Annotated in this window: 20 protein-coding genes and 2 pseudogenes; 13 read left to right on the top strand and 9 right to left on the bottom strand. The window is 63.5% G+C overall.

Going from position 1 to position 20,313, the window contains the following annotated elements:
• The first annotated feature begins 152 nt into the window (after window positions 1-152).
• Together QTI66_RS33285 and QTI66_RS33280 are read left to right on the top strand one after the other, a co-directional pair.
• Complete coding sequence (locus QTI66_RS33285) at window positions 153-584, top strand: VOC family protein (RefSeq protein ID WP_286564650.1); 432 nt, start codon at window positions 153-155, stop codon at window positions 582-584.
• A gap of 24 nt (window positions 585-608) precedes the next feature.
• A pseudogene (locus tag QTI66_RS33280) lies at window positions 609-1,491 on the top strand (amino acid ABC transporter substrate-binding protein).
• Here QTI66_RS33280 and QTI66_RS33275 read toward each other — a convergent pair.
• The 3 genes and pseudogenes from QTI66_RS33275 to QTI66_RS33265 all read right to left on the bottom strand — a co-directional run.
• Window positions 1,488-2,429, bottom strand: coding sequence for a LysR family transcriptional regulator (locus QTI66_RS33275; RefSeq protein WP_286564649.1), 942 nt, complete (start codon window positions 2,427-2,429; stop codon window positions 1,488-1,490). The pseudogene QTI66_RS33280 and the gene QTI66_RS33275 sit on opposite strands and share 4 nt — an antisense overlap.
• Before the next feature lie 412 nt (window positions 2,430-2,841).
• Window positions 2,842-3,522, bottom strand: a complete 681-nt coding sequence (locus QTI66_RS33270) for a LysR family substrate-binding domain-containing protein (protein ID WP_286564648.1) — start codon at window positions 3,520-3,522, stop codon at window positions 2,842-2,844.
• Between the two features lie 105 nt (window positions 3,523-3,627).
• A pseudogene (locus QTI66_RS33265) lies at window positions 3,628-3,752 on the bottom strand (LysR family transcriptional regulator); the annotation flags it as partial.
• 131 nt (window positions 3,753-3,883) lie between these two features.
• Here QTI66_RS33265 and QTI66_RS33260 point away from each other — a divergent pair.
• From QTI66_RS33260 to QTI66_RS33250, 3 genes are read left to right on the top strand one after another with little or no spacing between them, the layout of a single operon-like run.
• Window positions 3,884-4,843, top strand: a complete 960-nt coding sequence (locus QTI66_RS33260) for a Bug family tripartite tricarboxylate transporter substrate binding protein (RefSeq protein WP_286564646.1) — start codon at window positions 3,884-3,886, stop codon at window positions 4,841-4,843.
• 15 nt (window positions 4,844-4,858) lie between these two features.
• Complete coding sequence (locus tag QTI66_RS33255) at window positions 4,859-5,893, top strand: zinc-dependent alcohol dehydrogenase (RefSeq protein WP_286564645.1); 1,035 nt, start codon at window positions 4,859-4,861, stop codon at window positions 5,891-5,893.
• Window positions 5,886-6,470, top strand: coding sequence for a DUF4286 family protein (locus QTI66_RS33250; RefSeq protein ID WP_286564644.1), 585 nt, complete (start codon window positions 5,886-5,888; stop codon window positions 6,468-6,470). The genes QTI66_RS33255 and QTI66_RS33250 overlap by 8 nt, the downstream gene beginning before the upstream one ends.
• A 15-nt stretch (window positions 6,471-6,485) precedes the next feature.
• Here the strand turns inward: QTI66_RS33250 and QTI66_RS33245 are convergent, their stop codons facing one another.
• Entirely contained in the window at window positions 6,486-7,370 is an 885-nt protein-coding gene (locus QTI66_RS33245) for a LysR family transcriptional regulator (RefSeq protein WP_286564643.1), read from the bottom strand.
• A 144-nt stretch (window positions 7,371-7,514) separates the two neighbouring features.
• Between QTI66_RS33245 and QTI66_RS33240 the strand changes: the two genes are divergently transcribed.
• From QTI66_RS33240 to QTI66_RS33230, 3 genes are read left to right on the top strand one after another with little or no spacing between them, the layout of a single operon-like run.
• Window positions 7,515-8,327: a tripartite tricarboxylate transporter substrate-binding protein gene (locus QTI66_RS33240; RefSeq protein ID WP_286564642.1), complete on the top strand. Its 813-nt coding sequence runs from the start codon at window positions 7,515-7,517 to the stop codon at window positions 8,325-8,327.
• 20 nt (window positions 8,328-8,347) lie between these two features.
• Window positions 8,348-8,494: a hypothetical protein gene (locus QTI66_RS40025; protein WP_286564641.1), complete on the top strand. Its 147-nt coding sequence runs from the start codon at window positions 8,348-8,350 to the stop codon at window positions 8,492-8,494.
• 8 nt (window positions 8,495-8,502) lie between these two features.
• Window positions 8,503-10,131, top strand: a complete 1,629-nt coding sequence (locus tag QTI66_RS33230; protein WP_286564640.1) for an FAD-dependent oxidoreductase — start codon at window positions 8,503-8,505, stop codon at window positions 10,129-10,131.
• 180 nt (window positions 10,132-10,311) lie between these two features.
• On the opposite strand, the gene QTI66_RS33225 is transcribed toward QTI66_RS33230, so the two are convergent.
• The 3 genes from QTI66_RS33225 to QTI66_RS33215 form a co-directional block, all read right to left on the bottom strand.
• Window positions 10,312-10,950, bottom strand: a complete 639-nt coding sequence (locus QTI66_RS33225) for a 4-carboxy-4-hydroxy-2-oxoadipate aldolase/oxaloacetate decarboxylase (protein WP_286564639.1) — start codon at window positions 10,948-10,950, stop codon at window positions 10,312-10,314.
• A gap of 76 nt (window positions 10,951-11,026) precedes the next feature.
• Window positions 11,027-12,010: a Bug family tripartite tricarboxylate transporter substrate binding protein gene (locus tag QTI66_RS33220; RefSeq protein WP_286564638.1), complete on the bottom strand. Its 984-nt coding sequence runs from the start codon at window positions 12,008-12,010 to the stop codon at window positions 11,027-11,029.
• 47 nt (window positions 12,011-12,057) lie between these two features.
• Complete coding sequence (locus QTI66_RS33215) at window positions 12,058-12,741, bottom strand: RraA family protein (protein WP_286564637.1); 684 nt, start codon at window positions 12,739-12,741, stop codon at window positions 12,058-12,060.
• Between the two features lie 96 nt (window positions 12,742-12,837).
• Between QTI66_RS33215 and QTI66_RS33210 the strand changes: the two genes are divergently transcribed.
• Window positions 12,838-13,734 carry a LysR family transcriptional regulator gene (locus QTI66_RS33210; protein WP_286564636.1) on the top strand — a complete coding sequence of 299 codons (897 nt, stop codon included), beginning with the start codon at window positions 12,838-12,840 and terminating at the stop codon, window positions 13,732-13,734.
• A 1,280-nt stretch (window positions 13,735-15,014) separates the two neighbouring features.
• Here QTI66_RS33210 and QTI66_RS33205 read toward each other — a convergent pair.
• Window positions 15,015-15,392 (bottom strand): cupin domain-containing protein, encoded by a 378-nt coding sequence (locus tag QTI66_RS33205; protein WP_286564635.1) that lies wholly within the window; start codon window positions 15,390-15,392, stop codon window positions 15,015-15,017.
• A 141-nt stretch (window positions 15,393-15,533) separates the two neighbouring features.
• On the opposite strand from QTI66_RS33205, the gene QTI66_RS33200 reads away from it, so the two are divergent.
• Window positions 15,534-16,472: a LysR family transcriptional regulator gene (locus QTI66_RS33200; protein ID WP_286564634.1), complete on the top strand. Its 939-nt coding sequence runs from the start codon at window positions 15,534-15,536 to the stop codon at window positions 16,470-16,472.
• Between the two features lie 492 nt (window positions 16,473-16,964).
• Window positions 16,965-17,120, top strand: a complete 156-nt coding sequence (locus QTI66_RS33195) for a hypothetical protein (RefSeq protein WP_286564654.1) — start codon at window positions 16,965-16,967, stop codon at window positions 17,118-17,120.
• Between the two features lie 55 nt (window positions 17,121-17,175).
• Here the strand turns inward: QTI66_RS33195 and QTI66_RS33190 are convergent, their stop codons facing one another.
• Window positions 17,176-18,237, bottom strand: a complete 1,062-nt coding sequence (locus QTI66_RS33190) for an AraC family transcriptional regulator (RefSeq protein ID WP_286564633.1) — start codon at window positions 18,235-18,237, stop codon at window positions 17,176-17,178.
• 135 nt (window positions 18,238-18,372) lie between these two features.
• On the opposite strand from QTI66_RS33190, the gene QTI66_RS33185 reads away from it, so the two are divergent.
• A complete protein-coding gene (locus QTI66_RS33185; RefSeq protein WP_286564632.1) occupies window positions 18,373-19,353 on the top strand; it encodes a quinone oxidoreductase family protein in 981 nt (326 codons plus the stop codon).
• Window positions 19,354-19,381: 28 nt separating this feature from the next.
• The gene (locus QTI66_RS33180; RefSeq protein WP_286564631.1) at window positions 19,382-20,233 is read left to right on the top strand and encodes a TauD/TfdA dioxygenase family protein; all 852 of its coding nucleotides are present in this window, start codon (window positions 19,382-19,384) and stop codon (window positions 20,231-20,233) included.
• Window positions 20,234-20,313: the final 80 nt, after the last annotated feature.

Genomic DNA, 20,313 nt, shown 5'->3' with positions numbered 1-20,313 from the left:
GCCAAATCCGAAATCCACTCTGACATTACGTGTCCACGTTCTTGTACATGGGTACGTAGCCTCACACTTCGTCGCGCTCGAAGGAAGGGCGTGGTTTATTGCCCGCTTACTTAGAGTCTCCTCACCCTGAACCACGACGCCACGAGGACACCATGACTGAAACCCGCCAACACATCCCGTTCCACCTTGCTTTTCCCGTGCGCGACATCGCAGAAGCACGCGCCTTCTACGGGGAACTGCTGGGCTGCCCCGAGGGACGGAGCGCGCCCGAGTGGGTCGACTTCGACTTTTACGGTCATCAGATCGTTGCGCATCTGGCACCCGAGGAGTGCGGCCACAAGCAGAGCAGCGCCGTCGACGGCCACGATGTGCCGGTCAAGCATTTCGGCGCCATCCTGCCGATGGACAAGTGGCAAGCCATGGCCGACAACCTGATCGCGAACAAGACAGCGTTCGTCATCGAGCCCTACATCCGCTTCAAAGGCGAACCTGGCGAGCAAGCCACGATGTTCTTCCTGGATCCGTCAGGCAACGCCATCGAGATGAAATCGTTCGCCGATCCCGGCTCGCTGTTCGCGAAGTAAGGAGCCTCCAATAGACTTCAACCACTGGCGGCCACCAGCGTTGCCGCTGCCCTCCTGACATTCCTGGGGACGGCGGCTGCACAGACAGACACGCTGAAGATCAGGGACTCGGGCGTTGTCACCGTCGGCGTTGCGCGACGCCTCGGGCGCCATGTCGTTTACCACCGGAGCCGGAAAGTACACCGGCTTCCACGTCGAAATTTGCGAGCGGATCATTGCCGACACCAAGAGGACGACGCAGCTCGAGAAGCTGGAAGTGAAGTACCAACTTGTCACACCCCAGAACCGCATTCCGCTCGTGCAGAACGGCACGGTCGACATCAAATGCGGCACGACGACCAACAACGCGGCACGTCAGAAATACGTCGCCTTCGCCCCTACGCTTTACGTGGAGGCCGTGCGCGTCGCGGTCAAGTCAGCGTCCGGCATCAAGTCGACCGCCCAGTTGGCGCGCAAGACGGTGGCAGCGACCACGGGAAGCACTTCCGTGCAACTGCTCAGAACGCTCAAGAGCGATGCGGCGGAGCTGACGGCCAAGGACAACAGCGAGGGCTTTCTGCTCCTGGAGACCGGCCGCGCTGACGCGTTCGTGGCACATCGGCAGATTCTGGCGACGCTCATTTCAAAGAGCAAGGAACGCGCGCAGTACAAGCTGCTGGACCAAGTGCTGAGCACAGAGCCCATTGCCATCATGTTGCCGAAGGGCGATGCGGCGTTCAAGAAGCTTGTCGACCAGAGCATCGTGTCGTTGGCCAAGAGCGGTGATGCGGCGCGCATCTACGACAAATGGTTCCTGAAGCCGGTCCCGCCGCAAAACGCAATCGTGGGCCTGCCCGCGACCGAGATGACCAAGGCCGCTTGGGCGAGTCCCACCGACCAACCGTTGGAAGCGTACGAGACGCGCTAGGGCCTGGCTCGAGGGCGACGACGGTCTTTGCGCGATGCGCCGCGTTGGGCGCCTGCTTTCTCGACAGCGGTCTCCGCTGCCTCTGCCAGGCAGCGCGAAAAATGGGCCACGATCGGCGAACTCGTTCGGGCGCGTCGCTGGAGCAGCCCGATTACCCGGTAGAAAGTGTGTTCTCCCAACGACACCACCCGGACGCGGTCAGGCAGAGGCAGATGGGCTTCGACAAGCGGCACGAGCGCAACGCCCACCCCGTTGGCGGCAAGCTGAATCAGGCCGGCGATTTCGTCCAACTCGATGGCCTCCTTCACCGTGATGCCTTGCCGCCGCAGGAAACCTTCGACCATGCGGCCGCCGAAGGACACGCGGTCGTACCGGAGGAAGGGCCGCGACTGCAGCAACTCGCGCCAGTCCTTGCGGCTCGAACCATCCTTCTGGGCGACGAGCACAAACGGTTCATGGGCAAGCGACTGCCACGTCATGTCGGGTGGCATGCCGAAGGGCGGTCGAATCATCACAGCGGCGTCGATCCTTCCGGCGTCGAGATCGTCCATCAGCCGCAAAGACACGCCAGGCGAAACATGGACGCGGACCAACGGAAACGCTTGACGGAGCTTCTCGAGCGCACGCGCGACCAGCGTCGACTGCGCGGAGGCGATGGCGCCAATGCGCAAGACACCTTGTGTCGATCGTTCATCGGGCGGATCGCCAAGCTTCGCGTAAAGCGCGCAGAGGGCCTCTGCGCGCTCGAGGACGATCTGCCCGGCGCTGTTCAGCGTGGCGGACCGCCCGGTCCTGTCAAACAAGGAAAAGCCCAGGGCCTCCTCGATTCGCCGGATCTGGCTGCTCACCGCCGATTGCGTCAGGCCGATGTGCTCGCCAGCGGACGCGAAGGTTCCATATTTGCAAACTGCGACAAGTGTCCTGAGCTCTGCAATCATGGGCCGAGCATGTCCGGGATCGATGGAAAGATCAACAACTGAGCAGGCGGCTGAATGCGATTTCGATCGCTCGCTTCCTCGCACCTGGCCCTCCTGACGCTGTCGCGCCACGGACGTTGAGTTTCTGTCTCCATCTGAACCCGGCGATCTGGATCGGCTGGGCGTGGCCGTATGACGGCGCGGATGTCCGCTATCAGTAGTCTGAAGCAGCCGTAGCCGGCGCTTGTGTGACCGGCAGCGCATGGACCGCGACTGTGAATTCGCAGCCGAACCCGGCAGCGGTCCTTAGGGGTGATGGCTTGGTTGTCCACCGACAGCTGTCAGTGCGCCTCGCGAACAGGCCGTTGCGGCCATGAACGGCCGCCAGCGCGGTCGCGTGCTACACCGGGTTTCGTCCGCCAAGCAGCCGTCGTTAGTCAACCAGCGTTTGCGTCGTGCGTCGCGTGAGTTCCACAAAGTTGGCACGTACCGCATCCGCCAACACGGGCAAGATTGGATTTGAGTCCGCCTTGCGTTGCAGCAACACGAGGAACTCGCCAAGGCCGGCACGCCGGAGGCTGCGATATGAAGTGCCCGCTACGCCAAGCAACGCGCACGAGGACGGCACCAACGCGACGCCAAGGCCTGCGCCGACAAGGTCCAGCACGCCATGCACGGTGCTCGCCTCGTAGCGAATGCGTGGGCTGAATCCTGCCTTGGCACACAGGTAGATCGACTGGTCGAAGTATGCCGGCCCCCGGTGCCGTGTGAAGGCAACGAAATCGTGATCCGCAAAGCTGCGCAGTTCGACTGGACTATCGGCACGGCGGGCCTCCCGGGGTGTCAGCGCCAGGCAGAAGGGATCGGCCATCTGCGCCGCGACCATCAGGCGGGGATGGTGCGGCTTGGTGCGCGCGATTCCGGCGTCGAGATGGCCCGCAGCCACCGCCTCGGCCTGTTCGCTGCTGATCATCTCGCGCAGTTCGATGTGAAGCGCCGGATGTTCCTTCTTGAGTTGCCGGATGAGTTTCGGCAGCACGGTGCTGCTGGCGGAGGGCACGAAGCCGAGCGCGAGGTGGCCGCTGCTGGCGCTTCCCGTCACAGACTCCTTCATGCGTGAAGCCCGCTCGAGCAGATAGCGCGCTTCCGGTAGCAGTGACTCCCCCGCTGCTGTCAGGCGCACACCCTTGGGATGGCGCACAAAAAGCGAGGCGCCCATCTCCTCTTCGAGTTGCCGGATTTGCACAGACAGTGCGGTTGGGCGATGAACAGCTTTTCCGCAGCCCGGCTCAGGTTGCCGGTCTCGGCCACAGCGACGAAGTAGCGCAAGTGCCTCAGTTCCATGGTCATGAAGAACTCCATATGCACGAGGTATCGGGCCCATAGCTTATCGGTGTTTGGAATATCGAAGCCACACGCCCAGAATTCGTCCATTCCAGGCGCTGACGCGCCGTCCACCCAATGGAGACATACAGATGAAGAAAGCATTTACCCTGCTCGCGGGTTGCGCTATTGGCCTCGCCGCCTCGGCCCAAAGCTGGCCCACCAAGCCGGTCAAGCTCGTCGTGCCAGCGCCGGCCGGCAGTTCGCTCGACTTCATTGCCCGCACCCTGGGCGACAAGCTGCGCGAGCGCTGGAAGCAGCCGGTCGTGGTCGACAACAAGGCCGGCGCAGGCGGCATGCTGGGCATGACCGCAGTCGCCAAGGCCCCGGCCGACGGCTACACCCTCGGCGTCGGCTTCAATGGGCCGATTGCCTTCGGCCCGCACATGTACAAGAAGATGGCGTACGACCCGGCCAAGGATCTGCTGCCCATCGTGCTCACCTCGTCCCAGCCCAACGTGCTGGCTGTGGCCGCGAGCCATCCCGCCAAGACACTGCCCGAATTCGTTTCATGGGCGAAGAAGCAGGGCAACAAGATCAACTACGCCTCTGTCGGCGCTGGCAGTTCATCGCACCTGACCATGGAGCTGTTCAAGAGCACGGCGGGCTTCGAGGCGACGCATGTGCCTTTTGCCGGCTCCCCGCCGGCAGGCATTTCGATTGCATCAGGAGAAACGCAGGCGCTGTTCACCGTCGCACCCGCGTTGCTGCCGCTCATCGAAGGGGGCCGCATCCGCCTGTTGGCCGCCACGAGCCTCAAGCGCACCGAGACCATGAAGGACCTGCCGACGGTCGCCGAGTCGGGCTATCCCGGCTTCGAAGCCCTTGCATGGAACGGCCTCTTCACGGCCGCGGGTACACCGCCGGAAGTGGTGCGCCAGATCAATGCCGACGTCAACGAGGTGATGAAGGAAAAGGGGGTGCGCGAGGCCTTCGCCAAACAGGGCCTGATCATTGGCGGGGGCTCGCCCGATGAGTTCAAGACTTTCATCGCTGCCGAGAGCCTCAAGTGGGGCGCCATCATCAAGAAGGTCGGCATCAGCATCGACTGACACTGGGATCAAACCATGCAAGCCTTGCGCAAAACACGCCCGGAAGCGGGCCTCGAACTGGTGGATGTGCCGGTTCCCGTGCTGGACGCCGATTCCGGCGATGTGCTGGTGAAGGTCCGTGCCACCGGCATCTGCGGCAGCGACCTGCACGTCGACGACTGGACACCGAGCTACGCCTTCATCACCCAGAGCATTCCGGTCACGATCGGGCATGAGTTCGTCGGCGTGGCGCAGACAGGCCACCTGGCCGGACGGCGCGTGGTCGTCCGTCCTTCCGTGACATGTGGCGTCTGCGCCGCGTGCAGTGCGGGCGATCATGATGGCTGCGAGAAGCGCCGCGGCATCGGCATGACCCGCGACGGCGCATTCGCCGCCTGGGTCCGGGTGCCGGCGCGCAATTGCGTGCCAGTGCCGGACAGCGTGAGCGATGAACTCGCAGCGCTCACCGAGCCACTCACCATCTCGATGCAGGCGCTTCGCATTGCAGGCGACGTGTCCGGCAAGCGCGTGCTCGTGATGGGCCCAGGCACCATTGGCCAGGGGATTGCCGCGTTGGCACGGCGGGCGGGCGCCAGTCAGGTGGTGATCAGCGGCTTCGACGACGCCGCCCGATTCGATGCATTGCGCCGGATGGGATTCGAGGCGCTGGTCGATGTTGCCGCCCAGCCGCTCGATGAAGGCAGCCGTCCCTACACGGGCGGTGCGCCTTTCGACCTCATCTTCGAAGCGACGGGCGTGCCTGAGACCATCACGCAGGGACTGGCGCTGCTGCGGCGCAACGGCATCGTCGTCGTGACTGGCATTCATGCTCGCCCCCTTGCGCTCGACCTGACACCCATGGTGCGCAGCCAGCAGCAATTGCGCGGCTCGTTTCGTCCGCCCGAATCCGACTGGCCCCGGGCGCTCGAATTGATGGGCGAGCTGGATGAGGTCATGCGCCCGATGGTCAGCCACGTCTTGCCCTTGTCACAGGCCGCCGAAGGATTTGCACTTGCGCACGCGAAAACGGCGAGCAAGGTACTGCTCAAGCCGGAGCCTTGCGATGAGTGACGACATGCGTGGCACGGGTGCGGTGCTGGCGCTCTGGAATGACGTCGCGCCGGAACTCGATGCCGAGTACAACGAGTGGCACGCGAACGAACATGTGCCCGAACGGCTGGCGGTGCCGGGCATGCTGTGGGGCCACCGCTATCGCCGCTGGGGCGATGGCGTTGCGCCACGCTACCTCACGATCTACGGCATGCGGGACGCGCAGGTGTTGGAGAGCGAGGCCTATCGCCTGCTGCTGAGCAATCCGACCCCCATGAGCGCGCGCATGCGCCCTCACCTGTGCAACTTGTCGCGTTGGATATGCGACGTTCGCGAGTTGCACGGGTTCAATGCGTCCACCAGCCTGGCCGTCTGGACCTTCGAGACGGAAGACATGGGGCGCCTGCGCGCCGCCGAGTTCGAATCCCGCAATGGCCTTTTGCTCGCCCGCAGATTGGTCGACGCGGCGCCACTGCCGTGGCTGCAGGGCCCACAGGCGACTGCGATCGAAGGGAGCTGGCTCCTGGCCCTCGGATTGCCCGACGAAATTGCAGCGTTGGGACCGCGCCCAGGCGCGATGTTGTATCGCGCCCTCTGAACGCCACGCGCGGGCCTATGAAATGCTCGCCAACTCCCGGGCCACCATCTCGAGAAATGTCTGCCCCAGTTGAGAAGGTGGCCGGTTGACGTTGGTCACGCTGTAGATCGCGAACTGCGGCGCGTCCGGGATCCTGATCAATTCAAGGTGCTCGGAGCGATGCGCGCGTGCAGACAAGTTGTCGACGAACGCAACGCCCGCTCCGCTGGCGGCCATGGCGCATGCGGCGTAGCCCGAGCGCACCTCTACTGCCACCTGCCGTGAGATGCCGAACTTCTCAAGCCAGGCATCGATGACCCGGCTCTGCGGTGCCTCAGGGCTGTAGACGATCAGGCGTTGCCGCAGGGCCGTGGCCAGATCGAACTTCTTCGCCAAAAGGGCGTGGCCCTTGGGCACCACGCACTGCAGCGTCCACCGCCCGATCTCGCGGACATCCAGAACCGGGTGGTCCAGGGGAGCGCTCGAGATCGCGACGTCCGCCTCCTCGGCGACCAGCGTCTGCACGATCTCGCGGGTCGGCAAGGCCTCGAAAAACACTTTGGAATGGGGGAAGCGCTCCAGCAGCTTCGCGGTAGCACCCGGGACGAGTTGCAGCGCGGTGTTCGCGCTCGACAGCACTCGCAGCGTGGCATGGCCGCCAAAGCGCAGGTGGGTCGCCACGTTCTGCACGTGCTGAACGCCGCGATACACCTTGTCGACCTCCGCTTGCAGGGTGTGCGCCTCCGGCGTTGCGATGAGGCGGGCGTTGCGACGTTCGAACAGCGTGACGCCGAGCTGGATCTCCAGGTGCCGGATGAGGCGGCTGACCCCCGGCTGGGAGACGTGCAGCAGCCTGGCCGCATTGGTCGTGGAACCGGTTGTCATGACGGCCCGAAAGACTTCGATCTGGCGCAGATTCACCTTTGGCACCTACTACAAGTTGTTCGGTGGAAACCCCAAGTCAGAACACGATGTTATAGCCTGCGCCGTGATTGGTATTGGACCCGGGGGCCGTGCATTCCTAGCATCCATGCATTCGACCCACCCTCGAAAAGAGACAAGCACATGACCTCAACCCTCCGCCCCCTGTTGAAGGGCCTCCTCGGTGCCGGTGCCGCATTGGCCCTGTGCACCGCGCAGGCGCAGACCTATCCCGCCAAGCCCGTCACCCTGGTCGTCGGCTTTGCGCCCGGCGGCTCGGCCGACAGCCTCGCGCGCCTGCTGGCGCAGAAGCTCGGCACCTCGCTCGGCCAGCCCGTCATCGTCGACAACAAGCCGGGGGCTGGTGCCACCATTGCAACGGCTGCGGTTGCCGCTTCGAAGCCGGATGGCCACACGCTGTTGATGGTGACGAGCGGGCATGCAGGCAGCGCCGCGCTGTATCCCAAGCTGAGTTACGACACGCAGAAGAGCTTCGAGCCCGTCGCCAAGGTTGGCGCATCGCCCGTCGTGATCGTGGTGCCAGCTTCGGCGCCCTACAAGCAACTGAAGGATGTGATCGAGGCGGCCCGCAAGAGCCCGGGCAAGCTCAACTACGCGGCTGGCGGCGGCGGCGCGACCACCACGAGCCTCGCGGCCGAGTTCCTGAAGAACGAAGCGAAGATCGACATGGTCATGGTGCCGTACAAGGGGTCTGGCCCGGCGCTGACGGCCCTTCTTTCCGGCGAGGTCGACCTGGGCTTCGACATCCCGTCCAGCGCACTGCCGCACATCAAGGCAGGCAAGCTGCGCCCGCTGGGAGTGACCACGAAAACGCGCTCGAGCGTGCTGCCCGATGTGCCCACGGTCGCCGAGCAAGGGATGACGGGATTCGAGGTCACCGGCTGGTTCGGCGTGCTGGCGCCGCCGGCACGCCTGCCGCGGTGGTCACGCGGCTGAACAAGGAAATCAACGCAGTCTTGAGCGATCCGGAAACGAAGACCAAGCTGCAGGGCATCGGCGTTGAGGCGGCTCCGGGCAGCCCTGCCGAGTTCGGCAAGTTGATCGCCAGCGAGACGGTGCGCTACGGCGACGCGATCCGCAAGCTCGGCATCAAGGCCGAGTGAGCCGCACCATGAGCACCACTGAACAAACTGCTGACGTCGTGATCATCGGCGGTGGCCTTGGCGGTGTCTCCGCCACGCTGGCTGCCGCACGGATGGGTTCGAAGGTTATCCTGGTCGAAGAGCTGGATTGGCTCGGCGGCCAGTTGACGTCGCAAGCCGTTCCGCCCGACGAATATCCGTGGATCGAGTACCTGACGGCGTCGCACAGCTACGCCACGTTTCGCGAGACGATCCGTGCCTACTACCGGCGTCACATGCCGCTGACAGAAGCAGCGCGCATGCGTGTGCGCCTCAACCCCGGGCAGGGCAATGTCAGTTCGCTTTGCCACGAACCATGGGTTGCAGTGAAGGCGATCGACGAATTGCTGGCGCCGCACGTTGCGGCTGGCCGCGTGTCGGTGCTGCGCAAGCATCGCACGTTGAAGGCTGAAACGGACGGAGATCGCATCCGCGCAGTGCACGTGCGCAACCTGGACGCAGATGCTGAACTCGTCCTGACCGCACCCGTCTTCATCGACGCTACGGAGATTGGCGACTTGCTCGAGATGGCCAATGTCGAGCATGTGTTCGGTGCGGAAGCGCAGTCGCAGACGGACGAACTGCACGCGCTGCCCGTGGCAGATCCTTTCGACCAGCAAGCCATCACCTGGTGCCTGGCCGCGGACTACCTGCCCGGCGAGGACCACACGATCGACAAGCCGCGCGACTATGAACGGCTCAAGACACTGCAACTCGACTGCTGGCCGGGCCCACAGCTGAGCTGGACCCTGAGCGACTTCGTGACGCACCAGCCGCGCGATCGCCCGCTTTTCGTCGGCCCCACCGACACCGACTCGCTCTACGACCTGTGGCATGCGCGGCGCATTGCCTACAGGCAGAACTTCAAGCCGGGCAGCTATGCCAGCGACATCACGCTGGCGAACTGGCCGCAGATGGACTATTGGGAAAAGCCGGTCGTTGGTGTGTCACCCGACGCACAGGCACTGGCCCTGGAAAAAGCTCGCCAGTTCAGCCTGGCCTTCTTCTACTGGATGCAGACCGATGCCCCGCGGCACGACGGCGGTTGCGGCTACCGCGGCCTGCGGTTGCGCGGTGACGTACTGGGCACCGCTGACGGATTGGCCAAGCAAGCCTACTACCGCGAAGGGCGCCGTATCAACGCGGAGTTCACCGTGCTGGAACAGCACATCGGTGTGGCGGCGCGGCCGGGCGAGGCTGGCGCCGTGCGCTTTGCCGACAGTGTGGGCATTGGCGCCTATCGCATCGACCTGCATCCAAGCACGCGCGGACGCAACACGGTCGACATCGACGCGTTCCCATTCCAGATTCCACTCGGCGCACTGTTGCCGGTGCGCGTCGACAACTTGTTGCCTGCGTGCAAGAACCTGGGGACCACGCGCATCACGAACGGCGCGTACCGTGAGCATGCGACGGAATGGAGCATCGGCGAAGCAGCCGGCACCTTGGCGGCGTTCTCCCTCGCACGCAAGCAACCGCTGCGCGCGGTCCGTGCCGACAACGACTTGCTCGGGGATTTCCAGCGCACGTTGGAGCTGCAGGGTGTACTGCTGGCCTGGCCAAGTTTCGGGGCGCTGACTCCAATTCAGCGTGTGGGCTACCAGCACGCCAATCGATGACTTTCCGCATGCAGCCGAACTGCGACTGCATGCCTTTTGAACAGTCAGTCGCGGCTCCGCGTGCTACGGGCGTCTCTCTTGCGAAGCGGTACTTGGGCGGCAGAAGCGCCACAAAATGCGATCACGCAGATTTTGGCGAAGCTTTCGCGTACGTTGCCGCGTCGGACATCCTGCTTACCGTCAGACGAGCCCAAAGCGCTTGAGCGTGTCCGTCAGGTTGAGCAAGTCGGCCGTCATGGCTCCCTCTTCAATGGCCCGGCGTTGCCCAGCCTCTTTTTTTTCGCGCATCAAGCTGCTGGCGATCGCCAATTCCACTTCGTTTTCCGCAACCACGGCGAGGCCGTCGCGATCGCCAACAACGACGTCACCGGGGTGGATCAGCACGTCGCCAATGGTGATGGGAACGTTTATGCGTCCGGGTTGATTCTTGCCGGTTCCTTTGATCGACAAACCGCGACAAAACACGGGAAATCCCAGTTCGATGATAAGGTTGGCATCGCGCACGCAGCCGTTGATGACGAGTCCGGCGATGCCCATCTTCTGGGCCTGGATCGTGAGGACGTCACCCCAGGGCCCGGCTTCCATGAACCCCTTGGCGTCGACCACAAGCACGTCGCCCGGTTTCGCTTTCTGCACCGCATAGTGCAGCATCAGGTTGTCGCCTGGGCGGCAGTCGACGGTGAATGCGGGCCCGGCCAGCCGTACTGTCGGATCGATTGGCTTCATGCCGTGGTCGAGTGCGCCCTTGGCGCCTTGCGCCTCATAGACGGTCGCTGCGCCGAGATCGCGCAACTGATTGATTTGTTCGGGCGTAGCCAAGGAAATCTCCAGCAGATTATTGAGATGGATAGGCGCACCCGCTGCGCATGCGCAGCGGTGCAGTGTGGGGCACCAATCAGTCGACCTTGGCACCGGAGCGCTTGACCAGCGATTCCCAGTAGGGAAGTTCCTTGCCGATGAACTGGCTGAACTGCTCGGAAGTGCCGGCCACGTCGCGTGAGCCCATGTCGGCAAGGCTCCTCGACACCCCGGGGCTCTTGAGCACCTTGACGAGATCGCGATTCAAACGCTCGGTCAGCACCGACGGCGTCTTGGCCGGCGCGAAGATGCCGTACCAGTTCTCGACCACGAAGTTGCCATGGCCGAGTTCCTTCATCGTGGGTACGTCCGGAAGGTTCTTCGAGCGCGCGCTGCCGGTTGTCGCAAGCGCGCGGATGCGCCCGCCGCTGCTCAACTGGGATGCGATCGCAGTGGTCGTTTCAAAAGCAACGGGCACTTGCCCGGCGATCACGTCCTGGAGCGCCGGCCCCTGGCCGCGGTAGGGAATGTGGGTCATGTCCAGCTTCATGTCGAGCTTGAGCATTTCCCCCATCAGGTGTTGCGGGCTGCCGCTTCCGCCGGAGGCAAAGCTGTACTTTCCTGGCGCGGCCTTGATCGCCGCACCGAGTTGGTCGACCGTCTTCGCAGGCTCCGCGGCATTCACATAGAGCACCAGCGGCACGGATGCCACCTCGACGATCGGCACGAGCGACTTCACCGGATCGAGACGCAGTTTGTAGAGGTTGCGATTGATGACGATGCCGGTGTTGTTGCCCAGCAGAAGTGTGCAGCCGTCCGCCGGTGCGCCTGAAACGAACTCGGTGCCGATGTTGCTGCTCGCGCCGCCCTTGTTGTCCACGATGACCGTCGTGCCAAGCTCCTTGGCCAGGCCGGGCGCGATCAACCGCGCAAGGATGTCCGTCGTACCACCGGGCGGATAGGGCGAGACCAGTTTCACCACCTTGCAGGGGTACGCGTCTTGTGCCAGGGCGCCCGACGCGGCGGCAGCCACTGCCAGCCCCAATGCAGCTGAGCGAAGTTGTTTGATCGTTGTGTTCATGAGTTGTCTCTGGTTCGCTTGTTTGATGTCTCCAAGAGCGCCGCCGCTCAGGCCGTGAGGGTCGTCGCCGACCGCTGCAGCGTGTGATAGCCATGCTTCTTGCGGGCCTCCGCCAATGGCATGCCAGCCAGCGCGGCGTCCAGGATCCGTGCCTCGACGACACGCGTTTCCAGGGCCTTGGTCAGCACTTCCCGCATGCGCCGGCGAGGCACCACCACGACGCCGTCCGCGTCGCCGATCACCAGGTCGCCCTGGCACACGCGAACGTCACCCAACATGGCCGGTTGCTCGCAGGCCTCGACCTGTACCCGGTCCTTGCCGGTACGCATGAATTTGCCGCAGGCATAGAGCGGATAGTCCGCTTCGTCGGCTTCTGCCGTGTCGCGGCAAACGCCGTTGACGACGGTGCCGCCGATGCGCTTCTGCGCAGCCAACTGGCTCAGGATCCCGCCCCAGACCGTGCAGTCCAGTCTGCCGCCGTTGTCCATCACCGCGACGCTGCCCGGCTCCATCCGGTCGATGAAATCGCCCACGGTGCCTGGTTGGGAGTGGTCGATCGCGGCGAAGCGAACCGTGAAGGCCGGTCCAAAGATCCTGGCCGGCCCTGCGACCGGTCGAATGCCCAAGGCGCTACCGGGCAAGTTGAAGAAGTCGAGCGCATCGGATACCTCCGCTGTCGACAGCGATCGGGCCTCGAAGAGCCATTGCGGCTCGTTCACATCGGAAGTCAAAGTTTGTCTCCAGGAGTTGGGGCAGGAACAAACTCGATGTTCAGTGAGCAAAAGCAGTAACACAACCAACGTCTTTTGACTTTAAGATCAATATTTATGAACTTGAAGTCGTTGCGGTACTTTTGCGAGGTGGTCGATGCCAACAGTGCGAACCTGGCTGCCACCCGGCTGCACGTCGTGCCGACGGCGGTGAGCATGCAGATCGCGCAACTGGAGGGCCTTCTCGGGAGCAAGTTGTTCGACCGTTCGACGCGCCCGATGAAGCTGACGCCTCTTGGCAGATTTCTTTATCCGAAGGCCAAGCTCCTGCTGTCCGATTCGCAGCGGATGCTGGATGAGGCAAAAGACCTGTCGCAGGGGCGGTCCGGTTGGCTGAGCATCGGCTTCACGCGCTCGACGATCTTCTCAGTGCTGCCAGATGCAGTGCGAAGCTTGAGCGCGAGCGCGCCAAAAGTGCGGATCGATCTCACCGAGATCCTCACGGAACATCAGGGCGAAGCATTGCGCAACGGATTGATCCACGTCGGTCTCGCCCGCACGATCGGCCCCTTCAGCACGGAGGACGACCTGGAATGCGTGCCCTTGTTCACCGACCCGTTGCTGGTCGCGTTGCCAATGGAGAGCACGCTCGCTCGGCGCAAGATGCTCAAGTCGGGGGACCTTGGGCAGATGCCGTTCATAAGCTACCCCAAGGACCCCAACAGCAGCTTTGCAAGGCGCACGATCCAGGCGCTGGAACAGGCCGATGTCAAACCGCGCATAGCCTATGAAGCCAAGGAGATCCACACGGCCCTGTGCCTCGTGGCTGCCGGACTGGGGTTTGCGCTGATCGGCAAGTCAGTGGCGGACAACAATCGGAGCGATGTACGCTTTCTTCCCCTCAGCGGCCTCAAGACGACAGCGGACGTCTTCGCGATTCACCTGAAGGGCGACCGACACCAACTCGTCGATGCGTTTCTCGACATCGTGCTGCTGCAGTCGATGGCAAGGTAGCAGCGTTCGTGGCGCCAGATGGACACGGCAAGACCACGCAAGGCCAAGCACAAGACTTTGACGAGCGCGTGGGACGACCACGCCGGCAGTTCGAGCGCGAGCATTTTGGCCGGCTTCTGCGGCGCTGACGCGACCAAGCGTTCGACTGCGCAGTGCAAGGAGGTCTCGCACGGCCATGCAGCGAGCGCCAGAAAGCTTGCCAATGCCCAGGTTGCGTCAATCTGCGGCGTCCAAGGCCATCTGACACCGGCCCCTTCATCCGTGGAAATCCGAACTTGCGCGTGGGAAGTTGGGGGTTGCAAAACGGCCCGGATTGCCGCTTCGGCAGCAAGAACAGCGGCCTTTCGATCGGCCTTCGATAAAGGGGCTGCGACGCCACTCAAGGGACCAGCAACGAGCAACGTCTGCATCACTCGGGAAGCAGCCATCGATATTTGAACCAGCGCAAACCCGAGCGACCGCAACGTGCAGCAGAGCGTGAGTTCGCCAAGTGACAGTGAAAGGCAGCAAACGCTGCCTATGCGCAGGTCTCAACCATGCGCAGTTCCTCTTGACAGGGTGGCGCCGGCCCCTGTCCCAGAATGAAAGTCGCCAGCGCGACCTCCGCATAGTTGCAGCGTCTGGTTCCACCTTGCCAAGGCCTTCTCGTTCGTTGCGACGACCGCGCGAGGTGTCCAGAACCAGGGATGACGCCCATGGTGGTGTTTCCTGGAGTGGAAAGACCAGTGGGCATGAACGAACAAGCTATGTCCATGTCGCGGCCGATCCACCATGCCAAACTCCGTGCAGATCAACGACTGAATCAAACCGCTGGCGCAGTAGTGCCTGATCGGCGGTGTCGCGCGCACCCGCTGGCCGGGCGCATTTCCGGTGAAGTTCCCGATGGGGAACATGCAGTTGCTGTTCGCAGCGCTTCATCCGTTCCACTTGCAAAGGAGCTTCGCCATGACACCGCTACGCCAGCGGATGCTCGAAGACATGGGCATTCGCAATCTCGCCCGAGACCACGCAGCTGTCCTGCCTGCAACAGGTCTCGCTCTACGCGGGACACTTCCACGCTCGCCTGCCGGCCTACCAGGTCCATCTCACGACGACCCGCAAACTTGCTCCAAGCTCAATCAGTCGGCCAAGGACTCTCTGCATCATGTGGATATGTGCATGACGCTGCGAAGCCGCCAAGCGGAGCCGGTGTCGAGCAGTGCTTCAGGGAGCGCTGCTGCTCCACTGGTGCGGTGAATCCCTTCGAAGTGCCGTTTCCTATTGAACAGCGTTGCCTTAGTTTAGCTGGACCAAGGCAGCGCCAGCACCTCGCCTTCCGGCAGGAAGGTGTTGACTGGCGTCGCACCGAACACGCCGAGGGTTTCCATCGTCAGGGCGCCGGTGTTGAAGATCTGGTGCTGGCTGTTGCGCGGCAGGATCAGAGTTTCATTGGCACCGAAGCGCTGCACGCGGCCATCGATGTGCAGTTCGCCCTGCCCTGCCAGACAAAGGACGACTTCGTCGCAGTCGTGGCTGTGCGCAGGCGTGGCCGCACCGGGCTGCATGGATTGGCGCCAGACGGAGAGCTGTTTCAGGCCATGGGCTTGACCCGCCCAGGTGGCGTGGGCGACGCCGGGGATGTCTGCAGGGGTGGGAATGCCTTGTGCGATCACGTTCATGACGATGGGTCCTTGTCGGTTGAGGTTGAAGTGACCGCTGCGCAACGGGTGTGTGAAGTATTCAAGGAACGGCAATGCTTGAGAAGATGCGGCGAATGACTAACATTGCCGACATTGATTCCTCAATCCATGGAGACGTCCATGCAGGGCTTGCAGACGCTGCTGGCTTTCTCGGAAACCGCCAAGCGGGGTGGCTTCGCCGCTGCGGCTCGCGAGTTGGGCAGCTCGCCTTCCACTGTGGCCAAAGCCGTCAGTCGGCTGGAGGAGAGCCTGAGTCTGCGCTTGTTTCATCGCACTACCCGGCAGGTGAGCCTCACGTCCGACGGCGAGCGCCTGTTCGATCGTTGCCAACGGGTACTGGCTGAGCTGGAGCAGTTGCAGACCGAGGCCTCTGGCGCCCGCGCCGCACCCACCGGCATGCTGCGCATCGACATGCCCATCGTGTACGGCCGCAAGGTGATGCTGCCCATTCTGGCGCGGCTGATGCAGCAGCATCCGGGCTTGGAGATCGATGCGAGGTTCTCCGATGCCTATTCCGATCTGGTCAAGGACAGCATCGATGTTGCGATTCGCACTGGCGACTTGCAGGACTCGAGCTTGGTGGCGCGCCGTTTCGACACCCAGGTGCTGAGGCTTGTGGCTTCTCCGGACTACCTGAAGCGTCACGGCAAACCGCGGGCGGTGCAGGATCTGGCTGGGCATCGCCACATCGTTTTTCGCATGCCCACAAGCGGGCGCCAGCGGCCCCAGCAGTTCAGCATCAAGGGCCAAGTGGTGTCGCTGTTGCCAGACCAGGCACTGCGCTTCAATGACGGAGAGGCGATGGTGCAGGCGGCTGTGCTGGGCCTCGGCTTGGCCCAAGTCCCCGAAGTGATGGTGGACGAGGAGATCGCCGCTGGCCGACTCGTCGAGGTGATGAACAAGCTGCGTCCGCCGGCGATGCCAGTCCAGGCGGTGATGCCCGGAAATCGCATGGTGCCGACTCGCGTACGCGTGTTGCTGGAGGCACTGGAGGCTTACGCCGTGGTGAACTCTCGCGCGCAGCAACGTCGCTACGGTCAGACGAAGGTACGCCACTAGGATCAAGGGCGCGGCGAGACAGCAACGGCCTCAGAAAGACTGGGTGCTGTCCTTCGAAATTCCGCTGCCGAATGACGGCAATCGCGGCAACCCGACGTTCGGCACCCTTCAGCGCGAGCGACTGGTCCACCTGGTTACTTGCCCTTCAACAGTTGATTGCATTCCGCAGACCACGCAACATGCAATCGCCCTGAACGGCCGCTCCCGGATAGCGTGAAATGGCCCTGAGGGCCCCTGAGCCGCCTTCCGGGCGATCACGCCGAAGGTCCGAGATCACTGATTGCCGTCATACAGCTTGTGATTGTGGGCGGCGCATATGCACATATTGCGCCAACGCTGGCCTTAGCAGGTATTCACAGGTGAAGGGGGGAGTTCTTCACCACACCCAATGGAGCGGTACCCGTGGGCACGCCGCGTCCCAAGGCCGAGAAGTTCGCCATCGGCTACGTGCACAACCTGTAGAAGCGCACGGCCCTGTACGCCACCGCCACGATGACGGACAACGAGAATGGGGCGGCCATCCAGGTGGTCAACGTTTCCTCGGCCGATTCGGGGCCGGGCTACACGAATGCCATCAATTCGTCAGCGCCCGGCTATCGGGCGGCCCGTGGCTATGGCTACGACCTCGGTATCCGGCACACGTTCTGATGGATGTGCTCCCCGTGCGTCGCTATTGCAACAGAACCCGCACGGCGCCTGGTCTTCAGATGCCGGTCTTGCCTGTCGACGGCTTCGGCCCTTCCCGCTGGCCCTGATCGCGCGAGTGTTGCCTGGCTTCCTCGCGCTCCCGCCATGTCGACGGGAGCTCTCCGAACTGGGCCGCGAACCAGCGCGTGAACGAACCCTGCGTGCTGTAGCCGAGCATTTCGGAGATCCTGCTGAGGCTGAACTTCGGGTTCTCCATGTAGCGGGGAGCCAACTCGCAGCGAACCGCGTTGAGCAGGGTCGTAAATGTCGCCCCGGCCTCATCGAGTTGCCTCTGCATCGAACGCACGCTCATGCCCAAGCCCTGTGCCACGCTTTCGCTGGTGGCGCGTCCCGTGGGCAGCATCAGATAGATCGCCCTGCGTACCTCCAGCACGATCGCATCTTCGTGCGACTGAGGCAGCGATTCGATGAACTGCCGGGCGTAGCGTGCCATGGCCGGGTCGGCGCGCGGGTTGGGCGCTGCAAGGTCTGCCGCAGCGAAGACGATGCCATTGAACTCGCTGTCGAATTCGAGCCTGCAGGCGAACACGCGGCGATGCAGGCGCAGGTCGGACGGCGCCGAGTGCGTGAAGTTCACGCTGCTTGGCCGCCATTGCGCGCCCATGAGGGCGCTGCACATCCGGAAAACCACGCCCAGCGCCAGTTCGGCCCCCTGGCGTGATGGCTTGGTGGTCAGCACCTCCTGGCGCAGGATCGCCATCCTGCCGGCATCCTCGAGTTGCATCGCCAGGCTCTCGTTGAGCAGGTGCCTGTAGTCGATGGTGGTGATCAGTGCGTCGCGCAAGGTCGCCTGATGGGTGATCAGCAAGCTCACCACGCCGAAGCTCGACAGCTGCCGCGATTCCGCCATGCGCAGGCCGAAGGTGTCGCAGCCGGAGCCGGTTGCCGATTCTTCGAGCAAGGCCACCACGGCATCCGTCGAGATGCGCTGCTCGGGATCCTTCAGCAGGTTGTGGTTCAGGCCTGCATGTCGCAGTGCCTCCCGGGGATTGAAGCCGAGGCTTTCGGCGACCTCCATGAAGTTGGTCAGGGCAGCGGCGCGAACCAGCGGAGCCATGGTGAGAGCGGCGAATTCAGTGGTCTGGATTCTGGCATGAATAGCGAAATGCATGTCGCGAGTTGTGAAGCGTCAACTCGTCGCAATCCCTAAAGTTCAATCATCAATCCCAATCCCATTCAAGAGACAGACATCATGGCAAAAGCAGTACGCCAATACGAGGCTGGCGGCCCCGAAGTCCTTCGCTACGAGGACGTCGAAGTTGGCGATCCTGGTCCGGGCCAAGTGAGGCTGCGCCACGTGGCGGTGGGTCTCAACTACGCCGACACCTATTTTCGCAACGGCACGTATGCCGTGCCCATGCCGAGCGGCCTGGGCGTCGAGGCAGCCGGCGTCGTCGTGGCGATCGGCGAAGGCGTGACCAACGTGGCCGTCGGCGACCGCGTCACGTACACCGGCTTCATCAACACGCTGGGCGCCTACAGCACCGAGCGGCTGATCCCGGCCGCCCCGCTGATCCGCCTGCCCGAGGGCATCTCGTACGAGACGGCCGCCGCCATGACGATGCGCGGCCTGACCAGTGCCTACCTGATGCGCCGCATCTACCCGTTCAAGCAGGGTGACACCTTGCTGTTGCATGCCGCGGCAGGCGGCGTCGGCTTGATCGTCTCGCAATGGGCCAAGCTGCTCGGCATCACCGTGATCGGCACGGTCTCCACCGAGGAGAAGGCCGAGATCGCCCGCGCCCACGGCTGCGCACACACGATCAACTACAGCCACGAGGACGTCGCAAAGCGCGTGCGCGAACTCACCGACGGCGTTGGCGTGAACGTGGTGTTCGACAGCGTCGGCAAGAGCACCTACATGGGCTCGCTGGACTCGCTCAAGCGTCGCGGCCTGCTGGTCTACGTCGGCGCAGCCAGCGGCCCCATTCCCGCACTCGACCCGCAAGTGCTGGCGATCAAGGGTTCGCTCTACATGACGCGCCCGGCACTGGCCGACTACATCGCGGACCCCGTCGAAAAGGCAGATCTGGCCAAGGAAGTCTTCGGCCACGTGGCCGACGGCCGCATCAAGATCGAGATCAACCAGCACTACGCCCTGGAGGACGCCGTGCAGGCGCACCGCGATCTGGAGTCGCGCAAAACGACGGGCTCGTCGATCTTCGTGGTCTGACAGGCAATACAACAGAAGGAGACAAGCCATGAAGATCGAACAACTGACGTGCAGCATCGGCGCCGAGCTGATCGGCGTGAACCTGGCCGACGCGGCCGTTGACGACGGCCTGTTCAAGGAGGTCTACGCCGCCTTGCTGAAGCACCGCGTGCTGTTCCTGCGCGACCAGGACGACCTCACACCCCAGGCGCATGTGGCCTTCGCCTCGCGCATGGGCCAGCTCGAGGACCATCCGATGGTGCCCTCGCACCCCGACGCACCGGGCCTGGTGCAGATCTACAAGACCCCGGACAGCCCGGCCGACCGCTACGAGAACGCCTGGCACAGCGACGGCACCTGGCGCGCGACACCCCCGCTGGGCGCCGTGCTGCGCTGCGTCGAATGCCCCCCGGTGGGCGGCGACACGATGTGGGCCAACATGGTCATGGCCTACGACAAACTTCCCGACGACATCAAGGCGCAGATCGCCGACCTGTGGGCCAACCACAGCTTCAACAGCTCCTTCGCCGCGGCCATGCCGATGGACAAGCGCCTGGCAATGCGCGCGCAATACCCCGACGCCGAGCATCCGGTGGTGCGCACGCACCCCGAGACCGGCGAGAAGCTGCTCTACGTGAACGCCTTTGCCACGCACTTCGTCAACTTCCACAACAAGAAGAACGTGCGCTTCGGCCAGGACTACAACCAGGCCGGTGGCGATCTCCTGCAATACCTGATCGCCCAATCGAGCATCCCCGAATACCAGGTGCGCTGGCGTTGGAAACCCAACAGCGTGGCGATCTGGGACAACCGCAGCACCCAGCACTACGCGGTCATGGACTACGCGCCGTGCCATCGAAAAATGGACCGCGCCGCCATCGTGGGCGACAAGCCCTTCTGAAGCCGCCCTTGCCCGCCGCCTTCAACCCCTTCGACTCCATCAAATCCGAGAGACGCCACCATGAAGTTCCCGAACGGTTC

The organism is Variovorax brevis, from assembly GCF_030317105.1.
Taxonomy (GTDB): Bacteria; Pseudomonadota; Gammaproteobacteria; order Burkholderiales; family Burkholderiaceae_C; genus Variovorax; species Variovorax brevis.
The sequence above is the reverse complement of the archived record's forward strand: the minus strand, read 5'-3'. Positions and strand labels throughout refer to the sequence as shown.

Excerpts from the sequence above, each read along its gene's own strand:
- QTI66_RS33285 (WP_286564650.1), top strand. The coding sequence starts at position 153 with ATGACTGAAACCCGCCAACACATCCCGTTCCACCTTGCTTTTCCCGTG.
- QTI66_RS33275 (WP_286564649.1), bottom strand. The coding sequence starts at position 2,429 with ATGATTGCAGAGCTCAGGACACTTGTCGCAGTTTGCAAATATGGAACC.
- QTI66_RS33270 (WP_286564648.1), bottom strand. The coding sequence starts at position 3,522 with ATGAAGGAGTCTGTGACGGGAAGCGCCAGCAGCGGCCACCTCGCGCTC.
- QTI66_RS33260 (WP_286564646.1), top strand. The coding sequence starts at position 3,884 with ATGAAGAAAGCATTTACCCTGCTCGCGGGTTGCGCTATTGGCCTCGCC.
- QTI66_RS33255 (WP_286564645.1), top strand. The coding sequence starts at position 4,859 with ATGCAAGCCTTGCGCAAAACACGCCCGGAAGCGGGCCTCGAACTGGTG.
- QTI66_RS33250 (WP_286564644.1), top strand. The coding sequence starts at position 5,886 with ATGAGTGACGACATGCGTGGCACGGGTGCGGTGCTGGCGCTCTGGAAT.
- QTI66_RS33240 (WP_286564642.1), top strand. The coding sequence starts at position 7,515 with ATGACCTCAACCCTCCGCCCCCTGTTGAAGGGCCTCCTCGGTGCCGGT.
- QTI66_RS33230 (WP_286564640.1), top strand. The coding sequence starts at position 8,503 with ATGAGCACCACTGAACAAACTGCTGACGTCGTGATCATCGGCGGTGGC.
- QTI66_RS33220 (WP_286564638.1), bottom strand. The coding sequence starts at position 12,010 with ATGAACACAACGATCAAACAACTTCGCTCAGCTGCATTGGGGCTGGCA.
- QTI66_RS33210 (WP_286564636.1), top strand. The coding sequence starts at position 12,838 with ATGAACTTGAAGTCGTTGCGGTACTTTTGCGAGGTGGTCGATGCCAAC.
- QTI66_RS33205 (WP_286564635.1), bottom strand. The coding sequence starts at position 15,392 with ATGAACGTGATCGCACAAGGCATTCCCACCCCTGCAGACATCCCCGGC.
- QTI66_RS33200 (WP_286564634.1), top strand. The coding sequence starts at position 15,534 with ATGCAGGGCTTGCAGACGCTGCTGGCTTTCTCGGAAACCGCCAAGCGG.
- QTI66_RS33195 (WP_286564654.1), top strand. The coding sequence starts at position 16,965 with ATGACGGACAACGAGAATGGGGCGGCCATCCAGGTGGTCAACGTTTCC.
- QTI66_RS33190 (WP_286564633.1), bottom strand. The coding sequence starts at position 18,237 with ATGGCTCCGCTGGTTCGCGCCGCTGCCCTGACCAACTTCATGGAGGTC.
- QTI66_RS33185 (WP_286564632.1), top strand. The coding sequence starts at position 18,373 with ATGGCAAAAGCAGTACGCCAATACGAGGCTGGCGGCCCCGAAGTCCTT.
- QTI66_RS33180 (WP_286564631.1), top strand. The coding sequence starts at position 19,382 with ATGAAGATCGAACAACTGACGTGCAGCATCGGCGCCGAGCTGATCGGC.